Source organism: Geobacillus proteiniphilus (genome assembly GCF_001908025.1).
Classification (GTDB): domain Bacteria; phylum Bacillota; class Bacilli; order Bacillales; family Anoxybacillaceae; genus Geobacillus; species Geobacillus proteiniphilus.
Genome location: NZ_MQMG01000009.1, coordinates 37033 through 56415, shown reverse-complemented (window position 1 = coordinate 56415; position 19383 = coordinate 37033). Strand labels below are relative to the sequence as shown.

General features: G+C 51.2%; 12 protein-coding genes. 9 read left to right on the top strand and 3 right to left on the bottom strand.

Going from position 1 to position 19383, the window contains the following annotated elements; translation table 11 throughout:
• Positions 1–98 precede the first annotated feature (98 nt).
• From BRO54_RS04975 to BRO54_RS04965, 3 genes are all read right to left on the bottom strand, one after another.
• Complete coding sequence (locus BRO54_RS04975) at positions 99–1226, bottom strand: betaine/proline/choline family ABC transporter ATP-binding protein (RefSeq protein WP_074043293.1); 1128 nt, start codon at positions 1224–1226, stop codon at positions 99–101.
• Between the two features lie 16 nt (positions 1227–1242).
• Positions 1243–2145, bottom strand: a complete 903-nt coding sequence (locus tag BRO54_RS04970; protein ID WP_079935778.1) for a glycine betaine ABC transporter substrate-binding protein — start codon at positions 2143–2145, stop codon at positions 1243–1245.
• A 470-nt stretch (positions 2146–2615) separates the two neighbouring features.
• The gene (locus BRO54_RS04965) at positions 2616–3305 is read right to left on the bottom strand and encodes a hypothetical protein (protein ID WP_074043291.1); all 690 of its coding nucleotides are present in this window, start codon (positions 3303–3305) and stop codon (positions 2616–2618) included.
• A gap of 144 nt (positions 3306–3449) precedes the next feature.
• Between BRO54_RS04965 and BRO54_RS04960 the strand changes: the two genes are divergently transcribed.
• From BRO54_RS04960 to BRO54_RS04920, 9 genes are all read left to right on the top strand, one after another.
• Complete coding sequence (locus BRO54_RS04960; RefSeq protein ID WP_074043290.1) at positions 3450–4940, top strand: TIGR02677 family protein; 1491 nt, start codon at positions 3450–3452, stop codon at positions 4938–4940.
• 2 nt (positions 4941–4942) lie between these two features.
• Positions 4943–6097 carry a TIGR02678 family protein gene (locus BRO54_RS04955; RefSeq protein ID WP_074043289.1) on the top strand — a complete coding sequence of 385 codons (1155 nt, stop codon included), beginning with the start codon at positions 4943–4945 and terminating at the stop codon, positions 6095–6097.
• A gap of 1 nt (position 6098) precedes the next feature.
• Positions 6099–10220 carry a TIGR02680 family protein gene (locus BRO54_RS04950; protein ID WP_074043288.1) on the top strand — a complete coding sequence of 1374 codons (4122 nt, stop codon included), beginning with the start codon at positions 6099–6101 and terminating at the stop codon, positions 10218–10220.
• Entirely contained in the window at positions 10217–11464 is a 1248-nt protein-coding gene (locus BRO54_RS04945) for a TIGR02679 family protein (protein ID WP_074043287.1), read from the top strand. The genes BRO54_RS04950 and BRO54_RS04945 overlap by 4 nt, the downstream gene beginning before the upstream one ends.
• Positions 11465–11992: 528 nt before the next feature.
• Positions 11993–12727 (top strand): CRISPR-associated endoribonuclease Cas6, encoded by a 735-nt coding sequence (gene cas6 / locus BRO54_RS04940; protein WP_074043286.1) that lies wholly within the window; start codon positions 11993–11995, stop codon positions 12725–12727.
• 17 nt (positions 12728–12744) lie between these two features.
• Positions 12745–14811, top strand: a complete 2067-nt coding sequence (locus BRO54_RS04935; RefSeq protein ID WP_074043285.1) for a TM1802 family CRISPR-associated protein — start codon at positions 12745–12747, stop codon at positions 14809–14811.
• A 22-nt stretch (positions 14812–14833) separates the two neighbouring features.
• Entirely contained in the window at positions 14834–15898 is a 1065-nt protein-coding gene (locus tag BRO54_RS04930; RefSeq protein ID WP_074043284.1) for a CRISPR-associated protein, read from the top strand.
• Positions 15899–15900: 2 nt separating this feature from the next.
• On the top strand, positions 15901–16665 hold the full coding sequence (gene cas5 / locus BRO54_RS04925) for a CRISPR-associated protein Cas5 (protein WP_074043283.1): 765 nt from the start codon (positions 15901–15903) through the stop codon (positions 16663–16665).
• 94 nt (positions 16666–16759) lie between these two features.
• Entirely contained in the window at positions 16760–19156 is a 2397-nt protein-coding gene (locus BRO54_RS04920) for a CRISPR-associated helicase/endonuclease Cas3 (RefSeq protein WP_074043282.1), read from the top strand.
• Positions 19157–19383 lie beyond the last annotated feature (227 nt).

The following is a 19383-nucleotide window of genomic DNA, read 5'->3' as shown; positions in this document are numbered from 1 at the left end:
TCAGGCGGGCCGACGGCCGCGGCAAAGTTTCTGGCCAGATGACAAGAAACGGGGCGGCATCGTTTTTTCAAGCCCCCATTCGCCCGTCTTCGTTGGCATTAGGCATGTTGCTGGAACGTCCACTCCGCGAGCGCGCGCATCATGCTCGAGCGCGTGATCCCGCCGACGAGCCGGTCGCCGTCCAACACCGGAATGATGCGCACATCCGGGTCTTGGAACAGAGCGGCGACGTTGGTGACGTCCGCTTCTTTCGCCAACGTCGTCACATCGTAGTCGGCGATGTCGGCGACTAATAAATGTTCTTCTTGGTAGCGCTGTTCGATTTGTTTTAAGGTGACGATGCCGAGAAAGGCCTGCTTTTTATCGACGACGATCAAACTGTCGACCTTTTTCGCTTTCATCAATCGGAACGCTTCCGCCAAGCCGCGGCGCGGCGAGATCGTCGCGACGTCAGCCGACATTAAATCCTCCGCCGTCGGCACGGCCGTCTGGCGGGTCCGCAGCCGGTCTTCGCCGATAAACTCACGGACGAACGAGTTCGCCGGCCGCCGAAGCATTTGGTCCGGCGTCGCAAACTGGACGATTTCCCCGTCTTTCATGAGCGCAATCCGATCGGCGATTTTAATGGCTTCATCCATATCATGGGTGACAAAGACAATCGTTTTGTGAATCTCCTCTTGCAAGCGGACGATGTCATCTTGCAGCTGCTCGCGGCTGATCGGGTCGAGAGCGCTGAACGGCTCATCCATTAAGATAATGTCTGGTTCGGCGGCCAAGGCGCGGACGACGCCGACGCGCTGCTGCTGCCCGCCGCTGAGCTCTGACGGGTAGCGGTGTTTGAACGTCGCCGGATCCAATCCGACGAGCTCGAGCAATTCGTCAACCCGTTTTTCATAGGCGTGTTTTTCCCATTTTTTCAACTTTGGCACGAGCGCGATGTTTTCCGCGATCGTCATGTGCGGAAACAGGCCGATTTGCTGGATGACGTAGCCGATGTTGCGCCGCAGCTCAACCGGGTCAAGTTGGGAAATGTCTTGCCCATCGATGTACACTTTGCCTGATGTCGGCTCGATCAAGCGGTTGATCATCCGCATTGTCGTCGTTTTCCCGCATCCGCTCGGCCCAATTAAGGCGACAAGCTCTCCTTTGCGAATGTCGAGATTGATATTTTTTAAGGCGACAAAGCCGTCCTCATACTGTTTCGTGACGTTTTCAAACCGAATCATCCACATTCCTCGCTTTCTAGTCGATCAGTCCTTCCGCTTTTAAGAAATCAAGCGCCACCTCACGCGGCTGTTTTCCTTCCAAGTTCACTTGGCCGTTTAGTTCCATCATTTTTTCATCGGTCAAAATGTTGGCCAACTTGTTCAGTTTTTCTTCAAGACCCGGGTTGGCATCCAACACTTCCTGGCGGATGATCGGCACAGCGTGGTACGGCGGGAAGTACTGTTTGTCATCTTTCAATACGACCAAATCATATTTTTTTATCCGGGCATCGGTCGTGTAGGCGGTGATGACGTCAATTTCGCTGTTTTTCGCCGCTTCATACTGCAAGTCCGGATCGATCGTCACTTTTTTCTTGAACTGAAACCCGTACGTATCGACAAGCCCGTCATAGCCGTCGCTTCGCTCAAAAAACTCGGCGTCTGACCCAAATGTGAGGGAAGACGAATGTTTCGCCAAATCGGAGTACGTTTTCACCCCGAGCTTTTCCGCGAGGTCTCTCCGCATGGCCAAGGCGTAGGTGTTGTTAAACCCGAGTGGTTTGAGCCAAGCGATGTTGTATTTTTCCTTATACAACTTCTTCGTTTCGTTGTAAATTTGTTCGGGCGTCTTTGCAGGATCGTACGGCTGTTTTAAAATGTTCAAATACCCGGTTCCGGTGTACTCGACATACATGTCGACATCCCCGTTTTCGATGGCTTGCTGGAGCATAAACGCGCCGCCTAAACTGTCTTTCACTTCAACATCCAAATCCGCGTTGGCCTTCACATACTCCGCCAACAAATGCGTCAAAATGACTTGTTCGGTAAACTTCTTTCCGCTAATGACGATTTTTCCTTTCGCATCACTCGTTCCGCTGCAGGCCGCCAATCCGAACACAAGCCCGACAGCGAGCAAAGACATCATCCATTTTCGCAACACAATTCCTCCTTTTTTGGCTACTATCACACAAATGAGGGAAAGAAAAAAAGGCGGCAACAAGACGCGGAGGGGATGAAAAAGCGTCACAAACAAAGGATACCGTAATTTGGGTGCAGCTGGCAAATTTGGTATCGGTCGATATGTTTGCCTCTCGCTTGCTCTCGCGGCGATGAGCGTTCTCTCCTCCTTGATCCTGAAAAATGCTCGGGAATGCTTGCGAATCCTCCTAGATGCTCCGAATTCGAGATGTTTGCATAAGCCTCGTGTTCATCCATCGATGCGCCAGCCAGGCATGACCCGCGCCGTTCATCGAGAGTGCGGGGTGATGCTCCCGCTTGCCGCGAGAAGGCCGGTGCCTTGGCAAATGGTCAAGGTGAAGGCTAATCGATAAACACTCGAACAAAAAAGGCAGCTCACGGCTGCCTAGTGAAAAGAGAATCAGTGTGGAACGTTTCTCTATGGGGAACGTGTTACGCATGAACAAGGCGATGAAGGGCGCTTTCCGTTTTGAAGACGCGGGCGTTCAAGACGTGCAGTCCCGCTTCATGTTCGGCGAGGGCAGGCAGCACTTTGTCTTCAAGGATGGATGTGATACGGGTGAGGTCGCCTTTCATATGATGGAGGTCGTGCGCCATCGCCTCATATTTGGCGGCCAGCACTTCTTGCCCGTGGCGGAGCGCTTCGGCGATCGCCTTCGTTTCGTTCGTGCGCTCATCAAGCAGGTCGATTCGCTGTGCAAGCGTGTTCGTCTGTTCGTTCAGTTGGGCGACTTGGTGTTCGACGGTGCCCATGCGTTCGTTCAGTTGGGCGACTTGGTGTTCGACGGTGCCCATGCGTTCGTTCAGTTGGGCGACTTGGTGTTCGACAGTGCCCATGCGTTCGTTCAGTTGGACGACTTGGTGCTCGAGGTTGCTTGTCCGCTCGTTCAGCTGAGTGAATTGTTGCTCAAGGGCGCTCGTCCGCTCATTGAGCTGGGCCATTTGCGCTTCGAGAGCGCCCGTTCGTTCATTAAGGTTGGCCGCCAGCACTTCAAGGGCACCCGTTCTTTCATTGAGATTGGCCACTTGTCCCTCCAAGGCGCCAACCCGCTGCTCGAGCGACTCGACCGCCGTGCGCGTCGCTTTCACTTCATGCAAAATTTCCCGCAGCAACGCTTCCATTCGTTTCACCTCCTTTTCCCCTCTATTTTACAAAAAACGCGCGCCGATGGCGAGAAAAAATAGGAAAACGGTTTTTGCTAGAAAAAGAGCGGAGAAAATCGTTACAATAAACATAGGAAAAAACCGAAGCAAAGGTGGACGGAGATGGACGCCACGTGGTTGAAGCCCATTGTCGAAACAAAATATTTATCGACGGAAAACGCGCACCGCTACCGGGCGATTTTGCGCTATTTCTACATTCAGCACGAGCGGATGCGGCAATATTTGTTTCCGGAAGAAGTGTACGCCTTTTTAAAGCAGCACGAGGAGTTTGCCGATTACACCGAGGAAGAGCTGCAGCAAGACCTCGATCAGCTCGTCAAATGGAACAACTTGATCGCCCGCCAAGAGACGGCGCATGTGCGGACGATTGAAGAGTTTAAGAAAAAGCGGTTTCGCTACCAATGCAGCCCGTACACGGTCGAAATCGAACGGATGATCCGCACGCTCGAGCAGCTTGGGGATTCATTTGGGGGGTCGCTCGAGAAAACGCGGTTTGACCGCTTGTATGCCTCTCTTTCTCGCATGGAAACGATCATCGCTTCTGATTTTCAAGAGCAGCCGGATGAAATGCATCAAGTATGGGAAGAGACGTTCGATTATTTCAAGAAAATTATCCAAAACTCCGCCGACTATATCGCCTATTTGCACGGTGAGAATTTAGAAGAGCGGATGACGGCCGAGTCGTTTCTCGTTTATAAAGAGCAGTTTACTGCTTATTTGCGCGATTTTATCGTCGCCTTGCAAAAAACGTCGATGCAGATTGAGCAATTGCTTGAAGACTTGCCGGAAGACGGGGTCGGCCGGTTCATCGAGCATGTCGTCGACTATGAGAGGTCCATCCCGCGCTTTGCCGATGCACTGCCGCCGCGCGCGGAGCTCATTGAGGAGAAGCGGGAGATGTGGCGCAGTCTATGCGAATGGTTTTTAGGCCGTGATGGGCGCGAGAGCGAGCTTTCGTTTTTGCAATACCAGACGAACGAGGCGATTCGTCGTTTGACGCGCGTTGTGCAGCGGCTTGGCGAGCGGCATCACCATTTTCGCAGCCGCAAGGGCGACTACTTGCATTTGGCGCGCTGGTTCTCGCAGCTTCCATCGATCGAAGAGGCGCACTGCCTGTCGGCGGTCGTGTTTGGCTGCTTCCATACGAAACATCTCGTCGCCGATGCGGGGGCGACCGACAATATATACCGCGACGTATGGGATGAGCCGCCAGCGGAATGGGTGACGAAACCGCGCGTCCGCCATTATGGGGAAAAGAAAAAGCCGCAGGCGATTGAAGACAAAGAACGAGAGAAAGAAGAAGCGCTCCTTCGCTATTTGGAAGAAAAAGCGCGCGAGGAAGACGAGCTGAAGCAGCTTGTGACCGATGGGAAAATCGTGCTCGCCCATTTGCCGGAAGTGACCCCATATGTACGGAAAACATTGCTTGGCTGGATCGCCAAGGCGATGGGGCGCGAGGGGCAAACGGCGAAAACGGAAAACGGTTGGAAAGTGAAAGTCGTTCAACGTGAAGGGACGATTTGCCTTCGTTCGGAAGACGGGGAACTCGTGATGCCGAACTACGAAATTCATGTGCTTTCGGGAGGTGAGTGAGGATGGAAACGGCGTTTGACGACAAAGCGAAAGAAGCGCTCGCCGCGCTGTTCGAGCAGTTTTGGATCGTCCGCGAAAAAGAGCCGGAGCTGTATCAGCTCGTCCGTGAGCGCGAACATGTGTTAAAGAGGTACGTTGAGGAGAAATTCGGTTATCGGCTCATCGTTCACCGCTATTTCGCCAAACTGGAAAAAATCCCGGCCGAACCGGAACCGTGGATGGGCATCGAGTCGTTTCAAGAGCCGCTTGACTATGCGCTGTTTTGTTGCTTGATGGCGTATTTGGAAGGAAAAGCGGTGGAAGAAAAGTTTTTGCTTTCTGACGTATGTGAAGAAATCCGCGCCATGTATCCAGGAGATGCGCCGATTGATTGGACGAACTACTCGCACCGGCGCGCGCTCATTCGCGTGTTGAAAACAGCCGAACAAATCGGGCTCATCCGCCGGATGGACGGGGAGATTGAGGCGTTCGCCCAGCATGTGGAGGAAGAGGCGTTGTACGAAGTGCCGGTGTTGGCCCGTTATTTTATGCGCACGTATCCGAAAGATTTGTTGCAATATGAATCGATCGACGAATTGCTCGCCGAGGAGTGGAAAGCGGCGCCGCAAGATTATCGGCGCCATCGCCTGTATCGAAAGCTGTTTTTATCTCCGGCGGTGCACCGGACAGAAGGCGACGAGCAAGATTTTTACTACTTGCGCAACTTCCGCCATCGGCTGCGCGATGATATCGAAGCGCATACGCCGTTTCGCTACGAGCTGTACAAAAATGCGGCGATGTTGACGCTGCCGGAGCGGCAGGCGCCGTACACCGTATTTCCTGATCAGAAAGGAACGTCGGAGATCATCCTTCATTTTGCCGCCTTGGTCCGCGAACGGTTGGAGTCGCTTCCGCCTGATGAGTACGGCCGCATTCGGTTGACGACGGAACAGTTTTCCGCTTGGCTTGCCGATTGCCGGCTCCGCTATGGGGCTGGGTGGGGGAAAACGTACCGCGACATGTCGGCTGCTGAGCTTGTCCGCGAAGTGCTTTCGGCGCTCAAAGAATGGCGCATGGCCGATACGGAGCACGACACCGGAATGATCGTCCTTTACCCGCTCCTCGGGCGGCTTTGCGGGCGGTATCCGGATGATTTTGAAGCGAAAGAGGGGAGATAGGATGGCGAATCCATGGGTGCTTCATCGCGCCGGATTGATTAATTTTTGGTATTATGACGAGCAATATTTTCATTTTGCCAATGGGAAGCTGTTATTGCGGGGAAGCAACGGGGCGGGCAAGTCGGTGACGATGCAAAGCTTGATCCCGGTGCTGCTTGACGGTAAAAAGACGCCTGATCGGCTCGATCCGTTCGGCTCACGGGCGCGGCGCATGGAAGACTACTTGCTTGGGGAAAAAGATGTCGTGGACCGCGATGAGCGGACCGGGTATTTGTTTTTGGAATATAAACGGAAAGAGTCCGACCAATACGTGACGACCGGCATCGGCCTGCGCGCGAAGCGGCAAAAAAGCCTCGATTTTTGGGGGTTTGTCATCTTTGACAACCGTCGCATCGGCTATGACCTTCAGTTGTATAAACAAGAAAAAACAGGAGAAAAAATCCCGCTGACGAAACGCGAGCTCGCCGCATTGCTCGGCGCGGGCGGGACGGTCGTCGAGACGCAAAAAGACTATATGGAGCTCGTGAATAAACATGTGTTTCGCTTTGAATCGCTCGAGGCGTTTCAAGAATTGATCGAATTGCTCATTCAACTGCGCAGCCCGAAGTTGTCAAAAGATTTTAAGCCAACGGTGATCTATGAAATTTTGGAAAGCTCGCTTCCGCCGTTGACCGACGACGAGCTCCGCCATTTATCCGAAACGATCGAAAACATGGACCAGGCGAAGCAGCAGCTTGAGCAGCTCGAACGCGACGAGCGGGCGTTGAAGCGTCTTTGCGATCAATACCGCCATTACAATGAATATATGATCGCGGAAAAAGCGATGGAATACGAGAAAGCGGTCAAACAAGCCGAAGAGCTCACCGCCGAGCAGCAGCGCCGCCGCGGCGAAGAGGAACAGGCGCGGAAGACGCTCGGTGAGCTTGACGAGACCATCGCCCGCCTCCGCCGCGAAGAAGACGTGCTGCGGGCGCGCGAAGTCGACTTGGCTGGTCATGAGGTGTTCCAGCAAGCAGATCAATATGAGCAGCTGAAAGCAGAGCGGCAGCGCCTGCAAGAACGGCGGGAGCGGCACGAACGGGCGATGGAGGAAAAAGAACGGCTTGAGCGGCAGCACCGCCGTCGGCTTGATGAGGCGGAAGCGCTTTTCGATAAGATCGAACAGAACCTTGAGGATGAACTCGAACAGCTGCGCGCCGATGCCGAAGAAGGAGCGTTTTCTGGCCATGAGGTGAACGAAGGCGATTTTCTACGCCATCGCCGCCATCAGCACGAGTTTCTGTTTACCGTTTGGAAGCAGGAAGCGGATCGTCATACAGAGCGGCTCGAGGAGCTTGCCCGCCTTTGGCGCCGCCATGACGAGCTCCAAGCGCGCTATGAAGAGGCAAGCAAAGAAGCGGGAGAATTGCAGCGGGAAGTGGACGAATGGCGTCACCAGCACCAAAAATGGGAGGAACTGTTCGAGCAAGAAAAAGAGCGCTTTGAACAAGAGGTGCTCGCCTGGCTGGAGCAAGGGGGAGTCGATGTTTCGGAAGCGGACATTCAATCGTTTTTGCAACAAATGAGCGCCATATACGAACGGTATTCGATCGATGACATCAAGCGCCCGTTCACCGAAGCGTATTACGCCGCGGTCGGCAAGAAAAACGACGAGAAATGGCGGCTCGAACATGAGATCCGCCTGTTGGATGGCGAGCTAGGCGACCGTGAAGCTGAACTTCGCCATTGGCAAGACGAACGAGATCCTGAGCCGGAGCGCGATGAACAAACCGCCGCTTCCCGCGCGGAGCTGGAGCGGCAAGGAGTGTCCTTTGTCCCGCTCTATGCGGCCGTCGAATTTTTCGACCATGTGCCCGAAACGGTGCGTGAACGGATCGAATCGGCGCTTTCGCATGCTGGGCTGCTTGATGCGCTCATCACGGACCGCGATGTGGATGCGGCTTGCGATCGTGTGCTCGTCCCGAACCCCGTCCATATGGCGCACACGCTTGCCGATTATTTGTGTCCAGATGCGGATGCCCCCGTGTCGGCGGAGCGGATTGACGAAGTGCTCCGCAGCATCGTGATCACCGATGCGGAACAAGAAGGCGGCATGACGATCGATGAAACAGGACGCTATTCGATCGGCCTGTTGCGCGGCCATGCGCCGGTGAGAGAGCGCCCGATATTTATCGGCCGAACGGCCAGAACGCGTTGGCGGATGGAGAAAATCGCGTCGCTTGAAGAAGAAATCGCCGCGTTGCGGCGCCAACGCGACCGTTTGCGGACGGAACATGAAGCAGTCGAAGCCGCCTTGTCCGCGCTCGCTGACTGGTTTGCGTCCTTCCCATCGGACCGCGATGTGCGCACAGCGTTTGAGGAGCGGCAAGAAGCCCGCCGCCAAGCCGAAAGCAAAGAACGCGACTGGCGGCGCCAACAAGAAAAAGTGTCCCTCCTGGCCCGCGAGTGGCAACAATTGAAACAGACGCTGCGCGAACAGTCGGCGGGGCTTGACTTAGAATTTTCCTTACACGGCTGCGAACAGGCGCGAATCGCGATGAAATCGTACATCCGCCACCTGCATGAACTGGAAGTCCACTATCGCGAGGCGCGCCATACCGCGGCCATGATCGCCCAGCAGCGTGAACGGCTTCAAGCGCTTTCTGAAGAGATCGATGAGGCCAAAGGCGAGCGGAATCGGCTGCTCGATGAAGAAGAACGGCTTGCCCTGCGAATTTCGGAAATGGAACGGACGCTCGAACAAATGGGAGCGGATGACATTCGAGCGGAAATTGCCCGCGTTCGGGAGCGGCTCGCCGCGCTGCGCGACGAAATTCCGCAGCGGGTTGACGAACGGGCGCGGACAGAACAACGTCTTATTCGCCTAGCCGAGGAGCGGGAAAAAGGGGAGAAACGGGAAGCGTTCGCCCGCAAGCTGGCCGCTATGTGGGAGCAGTCGTTTGTCCGCGAAGCGGCGCTCGGGCTTGTGGAGCTTGACCGCTCCCGCCCCCTTCCGGAGCAGGCGAAAGAAGCGAAACAACGGTACGGGGCGGCGCTCAAGGAGACGCGCTCCTCGCTTCTCGCTCGGTTGAACACCGTCTTTTTCCAAGAGTCGTCCAATTTGACCGAATACCGGGCGACGTTCGAGCGGTTGCCGGATGATGGGGATCACGAATGGATCACATCCGCACCGGATGATGAAATGGCGATGAAAGCGGCCGATTGGCGGGAAAAACAAGAGCGGCACGTCATTTTCCTCGACTACAAAGGCCAGCGCGCCACGCCGTTTGCCGTGCTCGCCGAGGTGGAACGCGACATCGTCTTGCAGCACGAGTATATGAAGGAGCAAGACCGCGAGCTGTATGAGGACGTCATTTTAAAATCGGTCGGCCGCATTTTGCGCAGCCGCATCCAGCGCGCCGAGCGGTGGGTGAATGATATGAACAAACTGATGGGAGGCCTCGACACGTCATCGGGTCTGGTGCTGTCCATTCAATGGAAACCAAAAACAGCAGAAACTGAAGCGGAGCTTGACACGAAAGAGTTGGTCCGCCTTCTGCGGATCGATTCGCGGCTGTTGAAAGAGGAAGATTTGCAGCGGGTGACGAACCATTTCCGCTCGAAAATCGCCCGCGCTCGCGAACTGCTTGAGGAGCGCGGCCAAGGCAACACACTCCATCAAATTATTAAAGAAGTGCTCGACTACCGGAAATGGTTTGCCTTCACCTTGTACTATGAAAAAACAAATGAGCCGAAACGCGAGCTGACGAACCACCGTTTTTACCAATTCAGCGGCGGGGAAAAGGCCATGGCGATGTACATCCCGCTCTTTGCCGCGGCGTACTCGCGCTACCAAGAAGCGGGAGATGACGCGCCGTACATCATCTCGCTCGATGAAGCGTTCGCCGGCGTCGACGAAAACAACATCCGCAACATGTTCGGTCTTGTCGAACAACTCGGCTTTAACTACATTATGAACTCGCAAGCGCTTTGGGGCGACTACGATACGGTGTCCGCCCTGTCCATTTGCGAACTCGTCCGCCCGCGCAATGCGTCGTTTGTCACCGTCATTCATTATCGTTGGAACGGGCGCATCAAACAGCTTGTCATCGATGACAAGGAATGGGAGTTGATGGAAACATGAGCGCGGTCAAGGAAGCGGCCGCCTTTTTCCGCTCCGAACCGGGGTTTCATCGCCTGTTTATTGAGATGAAGCGCAAGTACGAGTCGCTCGGCCGCGTCGGCGGCGCGGTTTCGTTGCAGTCGTTCTCCAAGGAGGAGCGGGAGTCGATCGCCGCCTTTTTCGGCAAAGACGTCTCCCGCGTCTTTCTCTCCGACTTTGAGAAACAGCTCGGACAGACAAAGTTTGCGGGTGTTGGACTCGTCGAACTGCTCGAACATTATTTCGGCGTCCCGCTTATGTCGAACAAAGAACGGCGCCAGGCAGAGGCGGAAGAGCGGGAGCGTTTTTTCGCGCGCCTTGCAGAGGAACATCATTGGTTCGCGGCCGTCCGCGGCCAACGCTTCGTCCAAACGGCGTACGAAGCCGACCGCGACGGTCTTGAGGCCGCCGTCCGCCTTGTCGGCGCCGCCCTCTGCCGCCTCCCGCTCTCTTCATATATGCGCCTCCCGCTCTTTGCCCAGCAAGTGGCCAGCGATCCGCACGCGTTCGATTTGTCCACTCTTCCAGGGAGATTGTTGTTGTCCGCCTTGCAAGCGACGACACCAGGCCAGTGGGATGTGACGTCCGTAGAGAGTGTCAATGAACTGTTGCAGTCCGTCGGCCTGCTCCGCGAAGATATTTTGAACTTTGTCACATGCGCCAACATTCTCGCCGAAACCGAGGGCGGCCCGCATCCTGTCTTTTCCGCTGCCGCGGAAACGAATGCGGCGTTGAACATCCCGCTTCGGGAAGTGTGGCCGCTTGTGCGCGCCCATCCCGCCCGCGGCAAGACGGTGTATATCGTTGAAAACGCCGGTGTTTTTTCGACGTTGCTTGACACCCGCGCCCCGCTTGTCAGCACGAATGGACAAATGAATGTAGCGACGATGAAGCTGCTTGATTTGCTCGCTGCCTCTGGCGCACGCTTGCTTTATTCCGGAGATTTCGACCCGGAAGGATTGGCCATGGCCGAACGGCTGCTCGAACGGTATGGACAGGCCGTCACACTTTGGCGCTTTTCCTTGGACGATTATGCGGCCGCCAACCCAGTCGTTGAACTCACACCCGAGCGCCTCGCCAAACTCGCATCCGTCACATCGGAACCATTGCGGCCGGTGAAAGAAGCCATCGGGCGAAAGAAAAAAGCCGGGTATCAAGAGGCGATCATTGGGAGGTTGGCAAAGGACATCGAAGGCGATCTTATCCATAGGCTAGAAGGCCGGTGAAAAATGGCTGTCACGTGCAAATCAGCGGTATTTCGCCAAAAAGAAAGACGATCTCACAAAGTTTCTCTAATTGAAAAGCATATGGGATCGGCAACCTTTTGTACTGAATCACCAGTCCTCTAGAGGGAAGATAAGGAAGGGGAGGAAGCGACCGGGTCTCCCTTCCAAACGATCCACGAACTGACCGGGCTGTCGATGGAAAAGATCGAACAGATGAGGGAATAAACCCGCTTCTTCAACACAGCTTCCGAATTGTCGTCGACCCTCAATCGTGCAAAAACGCAGGGGGATCGACGACAATAATTTGATGCACTTGAACTTTACAGACATCGAGAGGAAAGGGAATTGACGGAATTTTCAGGTTATGGTATTCTAAAGACAGCCTTGGGACGTAAGGCTTGATATATCCAGCTTTTTGGGGTTTTTATCGTACCTATGAGGGATTGAAATGTGAGATTTACAAGACGTACCTTGATCCGCGCATCGTTTTTTATCGTACCTATGAGGGATGAAAACGGAGGAAGAGACATGTACATTACAATTACCTTGCAAAGTGACGTTCCCTGGGAGATTCCGGTCAATTACAACCATCTCTTGCAAGCTGCAATTTATCGCCATCTTAGTCCGGAATTTGCTGATTTTCTCCACAATCAAGGGTATATTGTAGATCGCCGGCGGTTCACCCTCTTCTCATTCTCACGTTTGATGGGACCTCATGATTATATCCCTGCATCCAAAATGTTAGTTTTTCAAAATAAGGTCCAACTTATTTTGTCCTCGCCGATTGAGCGGTTTATAAGGGAAATCACCCAAGTGTTGCTCATGGAAGGAATACGCATCGGAAGCCATTGTTTGCGTGTCACATCCATTCAAACCGAGATTTTTAAGGTTGATAGATCTGTCATTGAAATAGAGACGCTTTCGCCAGTGGTCGCCTATTCCACGTTATTGCGGCCAGATGGACGAAAATACACGAAATACTTTTATCCAGGTGAAAAAGATTTTCAACGAATCATTTCCGACAACCTAGTGAGGAAGGCTAAGTTGATATACGGAGCGAATCTGGCGTTTGCGCCGGTCTCTATCAATTCAATTGGGGATTTTCGTAAACAAATCGTACTTTACAAAAATACCATTATTGAAGCGTATAACGGGAGATTTATCCTTGAGGGGGATTCGCGTCTGTTGCAAGCCGCTGTTGATGCAGGCCTTGGCGGCAAAAATTCGTGTGGATTCGGCTGTATCCGCCCGATCAGCCGTTGATCAGGAGGTGTCTGTTCGTGAATCTGCCGCAGCTGACAGCGTATCTCGGGTCATTAGTGCCCGCGGATCATGACCCTCTTGAGGCGAAAGTAAAATCGCTTAAGACGAAGATTAAATCAGAAGAGAGACCGTATGCGGTTTTTTTGACGTTTGACTTGGAGAGGCAAAGCATTCGGATTGAAGACCCGATTCCGTTTTCCAAAGACATATTATATGAATACGGGTATTTCGGGAATAACGATGCAGCCCAATTGCAAAGTTATCTTGTGAGAGAAGTGGAGTCATTGCATTATCTTTTGACAAGTGTATGGAATGACTTGCGACTAGCTCTCCAGAAACACAATATGGGAGACTCTCGATTGTCAAAATGGATTGAGGAAATGGAAGCCTCTGAATTGCTTGTCACAGGCAACAAAAAAGGGAGAGGGAAGGTGTGCTTGGACCGCTTTCAACTCCCGGGTTCTCTTGAGGGAAAATCCGTCACCTTGCAGAAAGAGAATCGAGTGATTTGCATTGGCTCCCAAAAGTTTAAGTATGAAGCTTTTGTTCACGCAATGCTGGAGCACGAAAATAAGAAAGACCGGTTTGTGTTGGTGATCCCAGCTGTGTTTGAGCAGGGAGTGCGGATTGTCCTGTCTCAGCATGAAGACTATCGGAAATTGGTGAGAAAAATTAACAATTTGGAGTTGCCAGAAGAGCGGGAGGAAGATTCGCACTCGAGTGAACAGCGAGTGTGTTATGTTTGTCAACAGTTGAAGCCTTCAGTGAAGAGTGAGTATACGACAAAATTTAGCCGAACTGGCATCAATAAAGTATTTACTACCACTACAATCAACTCGGCGCGGTATAAGACAGATGGTTACAGTTATGACGATGCCTATGCAATATGCCTTGAGTGCTATCGACATTTGGTGAATGGTGAGGCGCTGATCGAGAAGAGGTTTAAAGGTTCAATTGCTAGAGAAAGCGCTTTTTTTCTCCCAGAGGGGCTGTTTGAGCCGTTTGATTACGACAGCATCGGGCGAATCAAGGATCGGTTGGATTTTGCATTTCAATGTAAAGAGGCGGGAGAATGGCTGGAAATGGTCGAGGCGGATGCAGAGTGGATGCAACATCCCTACTTTACTATTCACATTATTGTTTATCGGACAGATGGCACTTCTTTCACTGTGTTGGAAACAATCGAAGATGTTCCTGCTTTGAGATTCATGCAGATTATGAAGACGATCAGACAAGCAAGTGGACAGCTAAAGCCATTTCTGCAAGGGATGTCGCTTGGAAACATATACCGTATGGTGCCGATTCGTGAAACGAAAAAGGGGGAGCAGGTGAATGTAGGTCGTGTTTTGTCGCTTTACAAAGCCTTGTTCTCCGGTTATCGCATCCGTTCGGAAACTTTGTTTGACTACGCCTCTGAAGCCTTGGATAAAGGGATATTGCAATTATCCAAAGAAAAGATTGATAACTATCGCAACATGGGGTTGGACGAGTATCATCCAGACAAGGTGGATTTTTTTATCCAACGCATGGCTATGCAGTACTTGGCTTTGATTCAAGTTTTTCAGCAGTTAGCTATATTGGACAGACCTGTTTTTACGCCATCATTCGGAACGGAGGAGCAGGACATGCAATTATATGACTCCGTGGAGGCGGTTGAACAGTTTCTTGACCGCCAAGGGTTCAGTTCAGAAGCGAAAGCTTTATTTTACCTTGGGTGCATGATTCACCGTGTGGGGGTTGAACAGTATAAAAAAGGTCACAAAACGAAACCCGTGCTCAAAAAGATTCATTTTCAAGGGATGTCCGCATCGGAAGTATATCGCTTGTACTATGATGTGTTGGATAAGTTGCGCCAGTACGATGCGTTTGACCGATACAGTGAAACGCTCATTGAAGGGTTTCATCGGCATTGCGGGATATTGAAGGAAAGAGAATGGCCATTGAGCGATCATGCCAATGTCTTTTATATCATGTCTGGATACGCTTATCAGGTGGGAGCTTTAGCTAGTCATAATAAAGGGCGGAAGCAGGACGGTGATCCAACGGAATCTGGTGCTGACCCTGCTATTGCACAATTACCATGATAAGGAAAGGGGTTGTAGTTTGATGGTTATTCGGCAAAATAGCGATTTTCTGTTTCTCTTTGAAGCAGTCATGACAAATCCAAACGGAGATCCGGATCAAGAGAATAAGCCGCGCATGGATTATGAGACATCTACACTCCTGGTCAGCGATGCGCGCCGTAAACGGGATTGTCGCGATTTCCTCAAACAAAAGGGGTTTCCCATTTTTGTGGACACGTTGGCTGATCGGAAAGTGCCGGTTTCACAAATGTTTGAGCATATCCGAGAGCAGTGGATGCGGGACACGGAGCGATTTCGTAATTTGCTTGCCGAACAGCCATTGATCGCTAAGGCTTGGAATGAACTAGTAGAATCGGATGGCGATGATATCCTTGCCTTGTATAACAAAGTGAAGGGGGATAAGAAGAAAAAACAGGTATTAACCGATTTCCATAATCTCTTTCTCACCGAAATCATCAAACGCTCGCTTATTGATATTCGGATGTTTGGAAGTGCTATGGCGGTGGAAAACGTGTCTCGCACTTATACGGGACCAGTGCAGATTACTTGGGGATATTCACTCCACCCGGTTGAGCTGGTGAAATCCAATACGATTACGACGATCATGAACGATGACAGTTCTACTTTCGGGAAAAAGTATAAGGTGCACTATGCTTGTGTCGCCCATTACGGCACGATCAACAAGTTTAACGCCCAACGAACCGGAATGAGTGAACAGGATCGTGAGATTTTCCGCAAAGCACTGGTGCAAGGAATGATGGCAAACCAGACAGACAGTAAGCAAGGGCAAACCCCCCTTTGCTACTTGGAAGTCGTGTACTCCCCAACATTTGATGGATATTTAGGTGACTTGCGTCGTTTCTTGCGAGTCGAGTTGGATGAAGACAGGCCAATTCGCCGTCTTTCCGATATACGTGTTGATTTTGCGACCCTCGCATCAGTTCTAAGAGAGATGAAGCAAAAAGAATATGTAGAACGTGTCATTGGGTGGGTTCATCCTTTCGTGGATGGAGAATCGCTGACTGGGATGCCTGATTTCGAATCGGTCGATTTGTGGGAGCGATTGACTGTATCTGGAGGTTTGTGAGTGTGCAAGTGTTGGAACTTCGACTCTGCGGCAAAATGGCTCATTTTCGACGTTACTATTCCAACTCCTCGGCATTGTCTTATTCAGTCCCGCCACGCACGACGATCATCGGAATTTTGGCAGGGCTGTTAGGATATGAGAGAGACTCTTATTATGAAGACTTTTCTTTGGACGAGTGTCGGATTGCTGTGTCCAACCATGCGCCGATCAAGAAAATTATTCAGAAACTGAATTTGTTGATGGTGAAAAAATGGGATGACTGCAACGGGTCCCAAGAAAACCATAGTCAGACGGCGACGGAGTTGGTTTTGCCTCAAGACATTCGTAACGGGCACCTAGACTATCGAGTGTACATCTCCCACCGCAACCCGAAGGTTATGAAACGATTGGAAGAGCTTATGTTTGTTTCTTCATTAGGAGGCTATGGTAGTTTAGGAATCTCCTTAGGGCTGGGCACTGCCTACAACTTAGGGTGGATGCAGTATGGGGGCGTTTGGGAGGGAGAGGAAAGAAGCGAAGGGAACTCGGTGGCGATATCATCTGTATTGCCTGTACGTTCCGTGAAGATGGTGGACTTGCCGCCTGCGTCGGAAGGTTCTTACCGATTGGTGAAAGAGGACTTGCCGCTGGAATTCGACAAAGATCGTCGCTTAACGCCCCGGGGCAAAGCGAGTGTGATTATTAACATGACCGATTCTCCTGTGTACGCGGACGTCGACACTTATGTTGCTTTGAGCAACGGGTGCAATATTGTCTGGATGCAGTGACTTTAAGGACCGGAGACGCCTTACTGCGTTCCGGTCTTGCTTATCGAAGAATTAGATGAAACATCGTCGGGGGATTGGGAGGGAGGAAATTTGGATGAAGTATTATGCTCACTATGATCGCACGAGTGAAATGCGACATCTATTGGCTGAACATCTTCATACTGTTGCTCAAAATGGACAACAATTTATTCCGCCGACGGTAATGTTCCCAAGTCTGGAAAATAGGGATGTGAGAGTTTTAGCGAAAATTATCATGTTTTTGCATGACATTGGCAAGTACACGGACTATTTTCAGTCCCATCTCATGGAAGGGAAAACGTCACAGCTGAGCAGTCACGCTCACATTTCCGCTTGTTTCGCAAGAGCCCTTGCGGAACAGTGTTTGGATCATATTCCATCTCTTGAGAAGCACGTTTGGGCGTTTATCGCCTACCTTTGCGTTCGTTTCCACCATGGAAGCCTTACCTTAAAGGGATTGTTTTCAGATGAGCTCTGGACGGTATTGGAACAACAGTACGTAAACATCAAGCAAAAATGGCATTGCATTTTAAAAGACCTTGGACTGCAGGAGAATGTCGACTTCCTCCAGCTGCCTCAACACGTCGATTTCGGTCGATGGCGTTCTGATACCCGCCATTTCCTGCATATGCCGCAGCATATGAAAGGAAGATTACGGAGAGATTATTGGTTCTTTGCCTTGAATTACTTCTTTTCCTTGCTCATTGATTCGGATAAATTAGATTCTGGAGGTGTGTTGCCCTCTGCTGTTAAGACGGTTTCCGCAACAAGGGTGACGGATTATATCCGTGTCAAGCATGTGGGAGAGACGGCTTCTCCCATGACAGAGCGAAGGAAGAGAGCAAGCCAACAGATGATGTCGGTCTTAAAGGGACTAGAAGATGAGCAAATCCGAAAGGAGAAATTTTTTACCATTACTGCTCCTACGGGGATCGGCAAAACCCTTGCGTCATTGGAATGCGCCCTTTACCTGCAGCAACGGATTGCTGAATTGGAAGGATACGTTCCACGGATTATCACCGCAATTCCTTTCATCAATATTATTGAGCAGAGCCGACGAGATTATGAGGCGGTGTTCGGCAAGAACGCACAAGTACTTGCACACCATCGCCTCGCAGACTTGAGCTTCTCTACTGAAGAGGGGGAAGAGCTACCGCTAGACCAACGTTTGTTACTAACGGAGGCATGGGAAGCCGATGTCGTATTGACAACGTTCGTCCAGCTGTGCCATTCGATCTTTACCAATCGGAACAGTCCGCTCAGGAAATTTCATAAGCTGGCTGGAAGCATTGTGATCCTCGATGAGGTACAAACACTTCCAGAAAAATATATGCCGCTGATAGGAGCTGTATTGCGGAAAATGGCGGAGTACTATGGAACCAGATTCATCTTAATGACTGCCACTCAGCCGAAATTGTTGGAGCTGGGGGATCGATTGCTTGGTCAATCGTTCTGCAAGCCTATAGAACTATTGCCTAGCCATAGAGAGTACTTCGCTAGCTTCACTCGCACCCAGCTCATTTCCAGGATCGAGCGTAAGAGAAACGCTGAAGATTTTTTCAGCTTGTTTCTTGATACTCGGCAGCCGCATCAATCCGCATTGGTTGTAATGAATACCATTCGTAGAAGCAAGGAGATTTACCAATTGCTGAAAAAGGCTCAGTCGGAAGGGGTATTGCGGAATGTGGAAATTTTCTATTTGTCGACTAATATCGTTCCTTGGCAACGAAGCCAAGTAATCGAGGCAGTGCGGGAGCGATTGGCTGATTCGAAAGGAAATCCTGTGATTTTAGTCTCTACCCAAGCGATTGAGGCAGGGGTCGATCTGGACTTTGACATTGGATATCGCGATCTCGCTCCATTAGAATCGATTATCCAAACGGCGGGCAGGGTGAATCGCCATGGAAAGAAAGGGGAACTTTGCCCAGTGTATGTGATGCGGCTTGAAGAGGATGCACAATATATATATGGCTCCCATCATCTCAATTGGACAAAAAAACTGTTGGAAATGTATCAAGAAGTGCCTGAACCGCTCTTTCCACGTTTGTTGTTTGACTACTATCAGAATTTAGCAAAACATCTTCCCATGGATATCTCACGCGATCTATGGAATGAAGCGATTTGTCGGCTTAATTTGGAAAAACTCAATGAATTTCAGTTGATTGAGACGGACGGAGTGGCTGATGTGTTTATTGAATTGACAGAAGAGGCAACCGAGTTAGCCGATGAGTATGAGCGTGTTATGATGGCGACAAATATGTCTTTTTACGAAAAGAGAGCTGTTCTCCGTCGGATAACAACAACGATGAGCCAATATATGGTTCAAGTAAGGGTCAATCGGTTGGTGGACAGCCAGCTAGCGGAGTTTGCGGCGCGTGGAGGTGTCAAAGCGAATTTCCTTTGGGTGTCTCCCGATCAGGTGGATGCATTTTATGATGTGCAGACCGGTTTTAAAGAGGCTTATTTATATTAGAAGAGCGATTGATAACTGTTTAATTGTCGTCGACCCCCAATCGTGCAAAAATCCCAAGGGATTGACGACAATCTTTTTATGCGCTTGAAGCTTACAGCCATCGAGGATGAGGATTATTGGCAGAATTTTTCGGAGTATGATATTCTGAAAATAGTCTTGGAGGAAAAATCTTGATATATCAAGCATTTTTTGGGGGTTTTATCATACCTATGAGGGATTGAAACAAA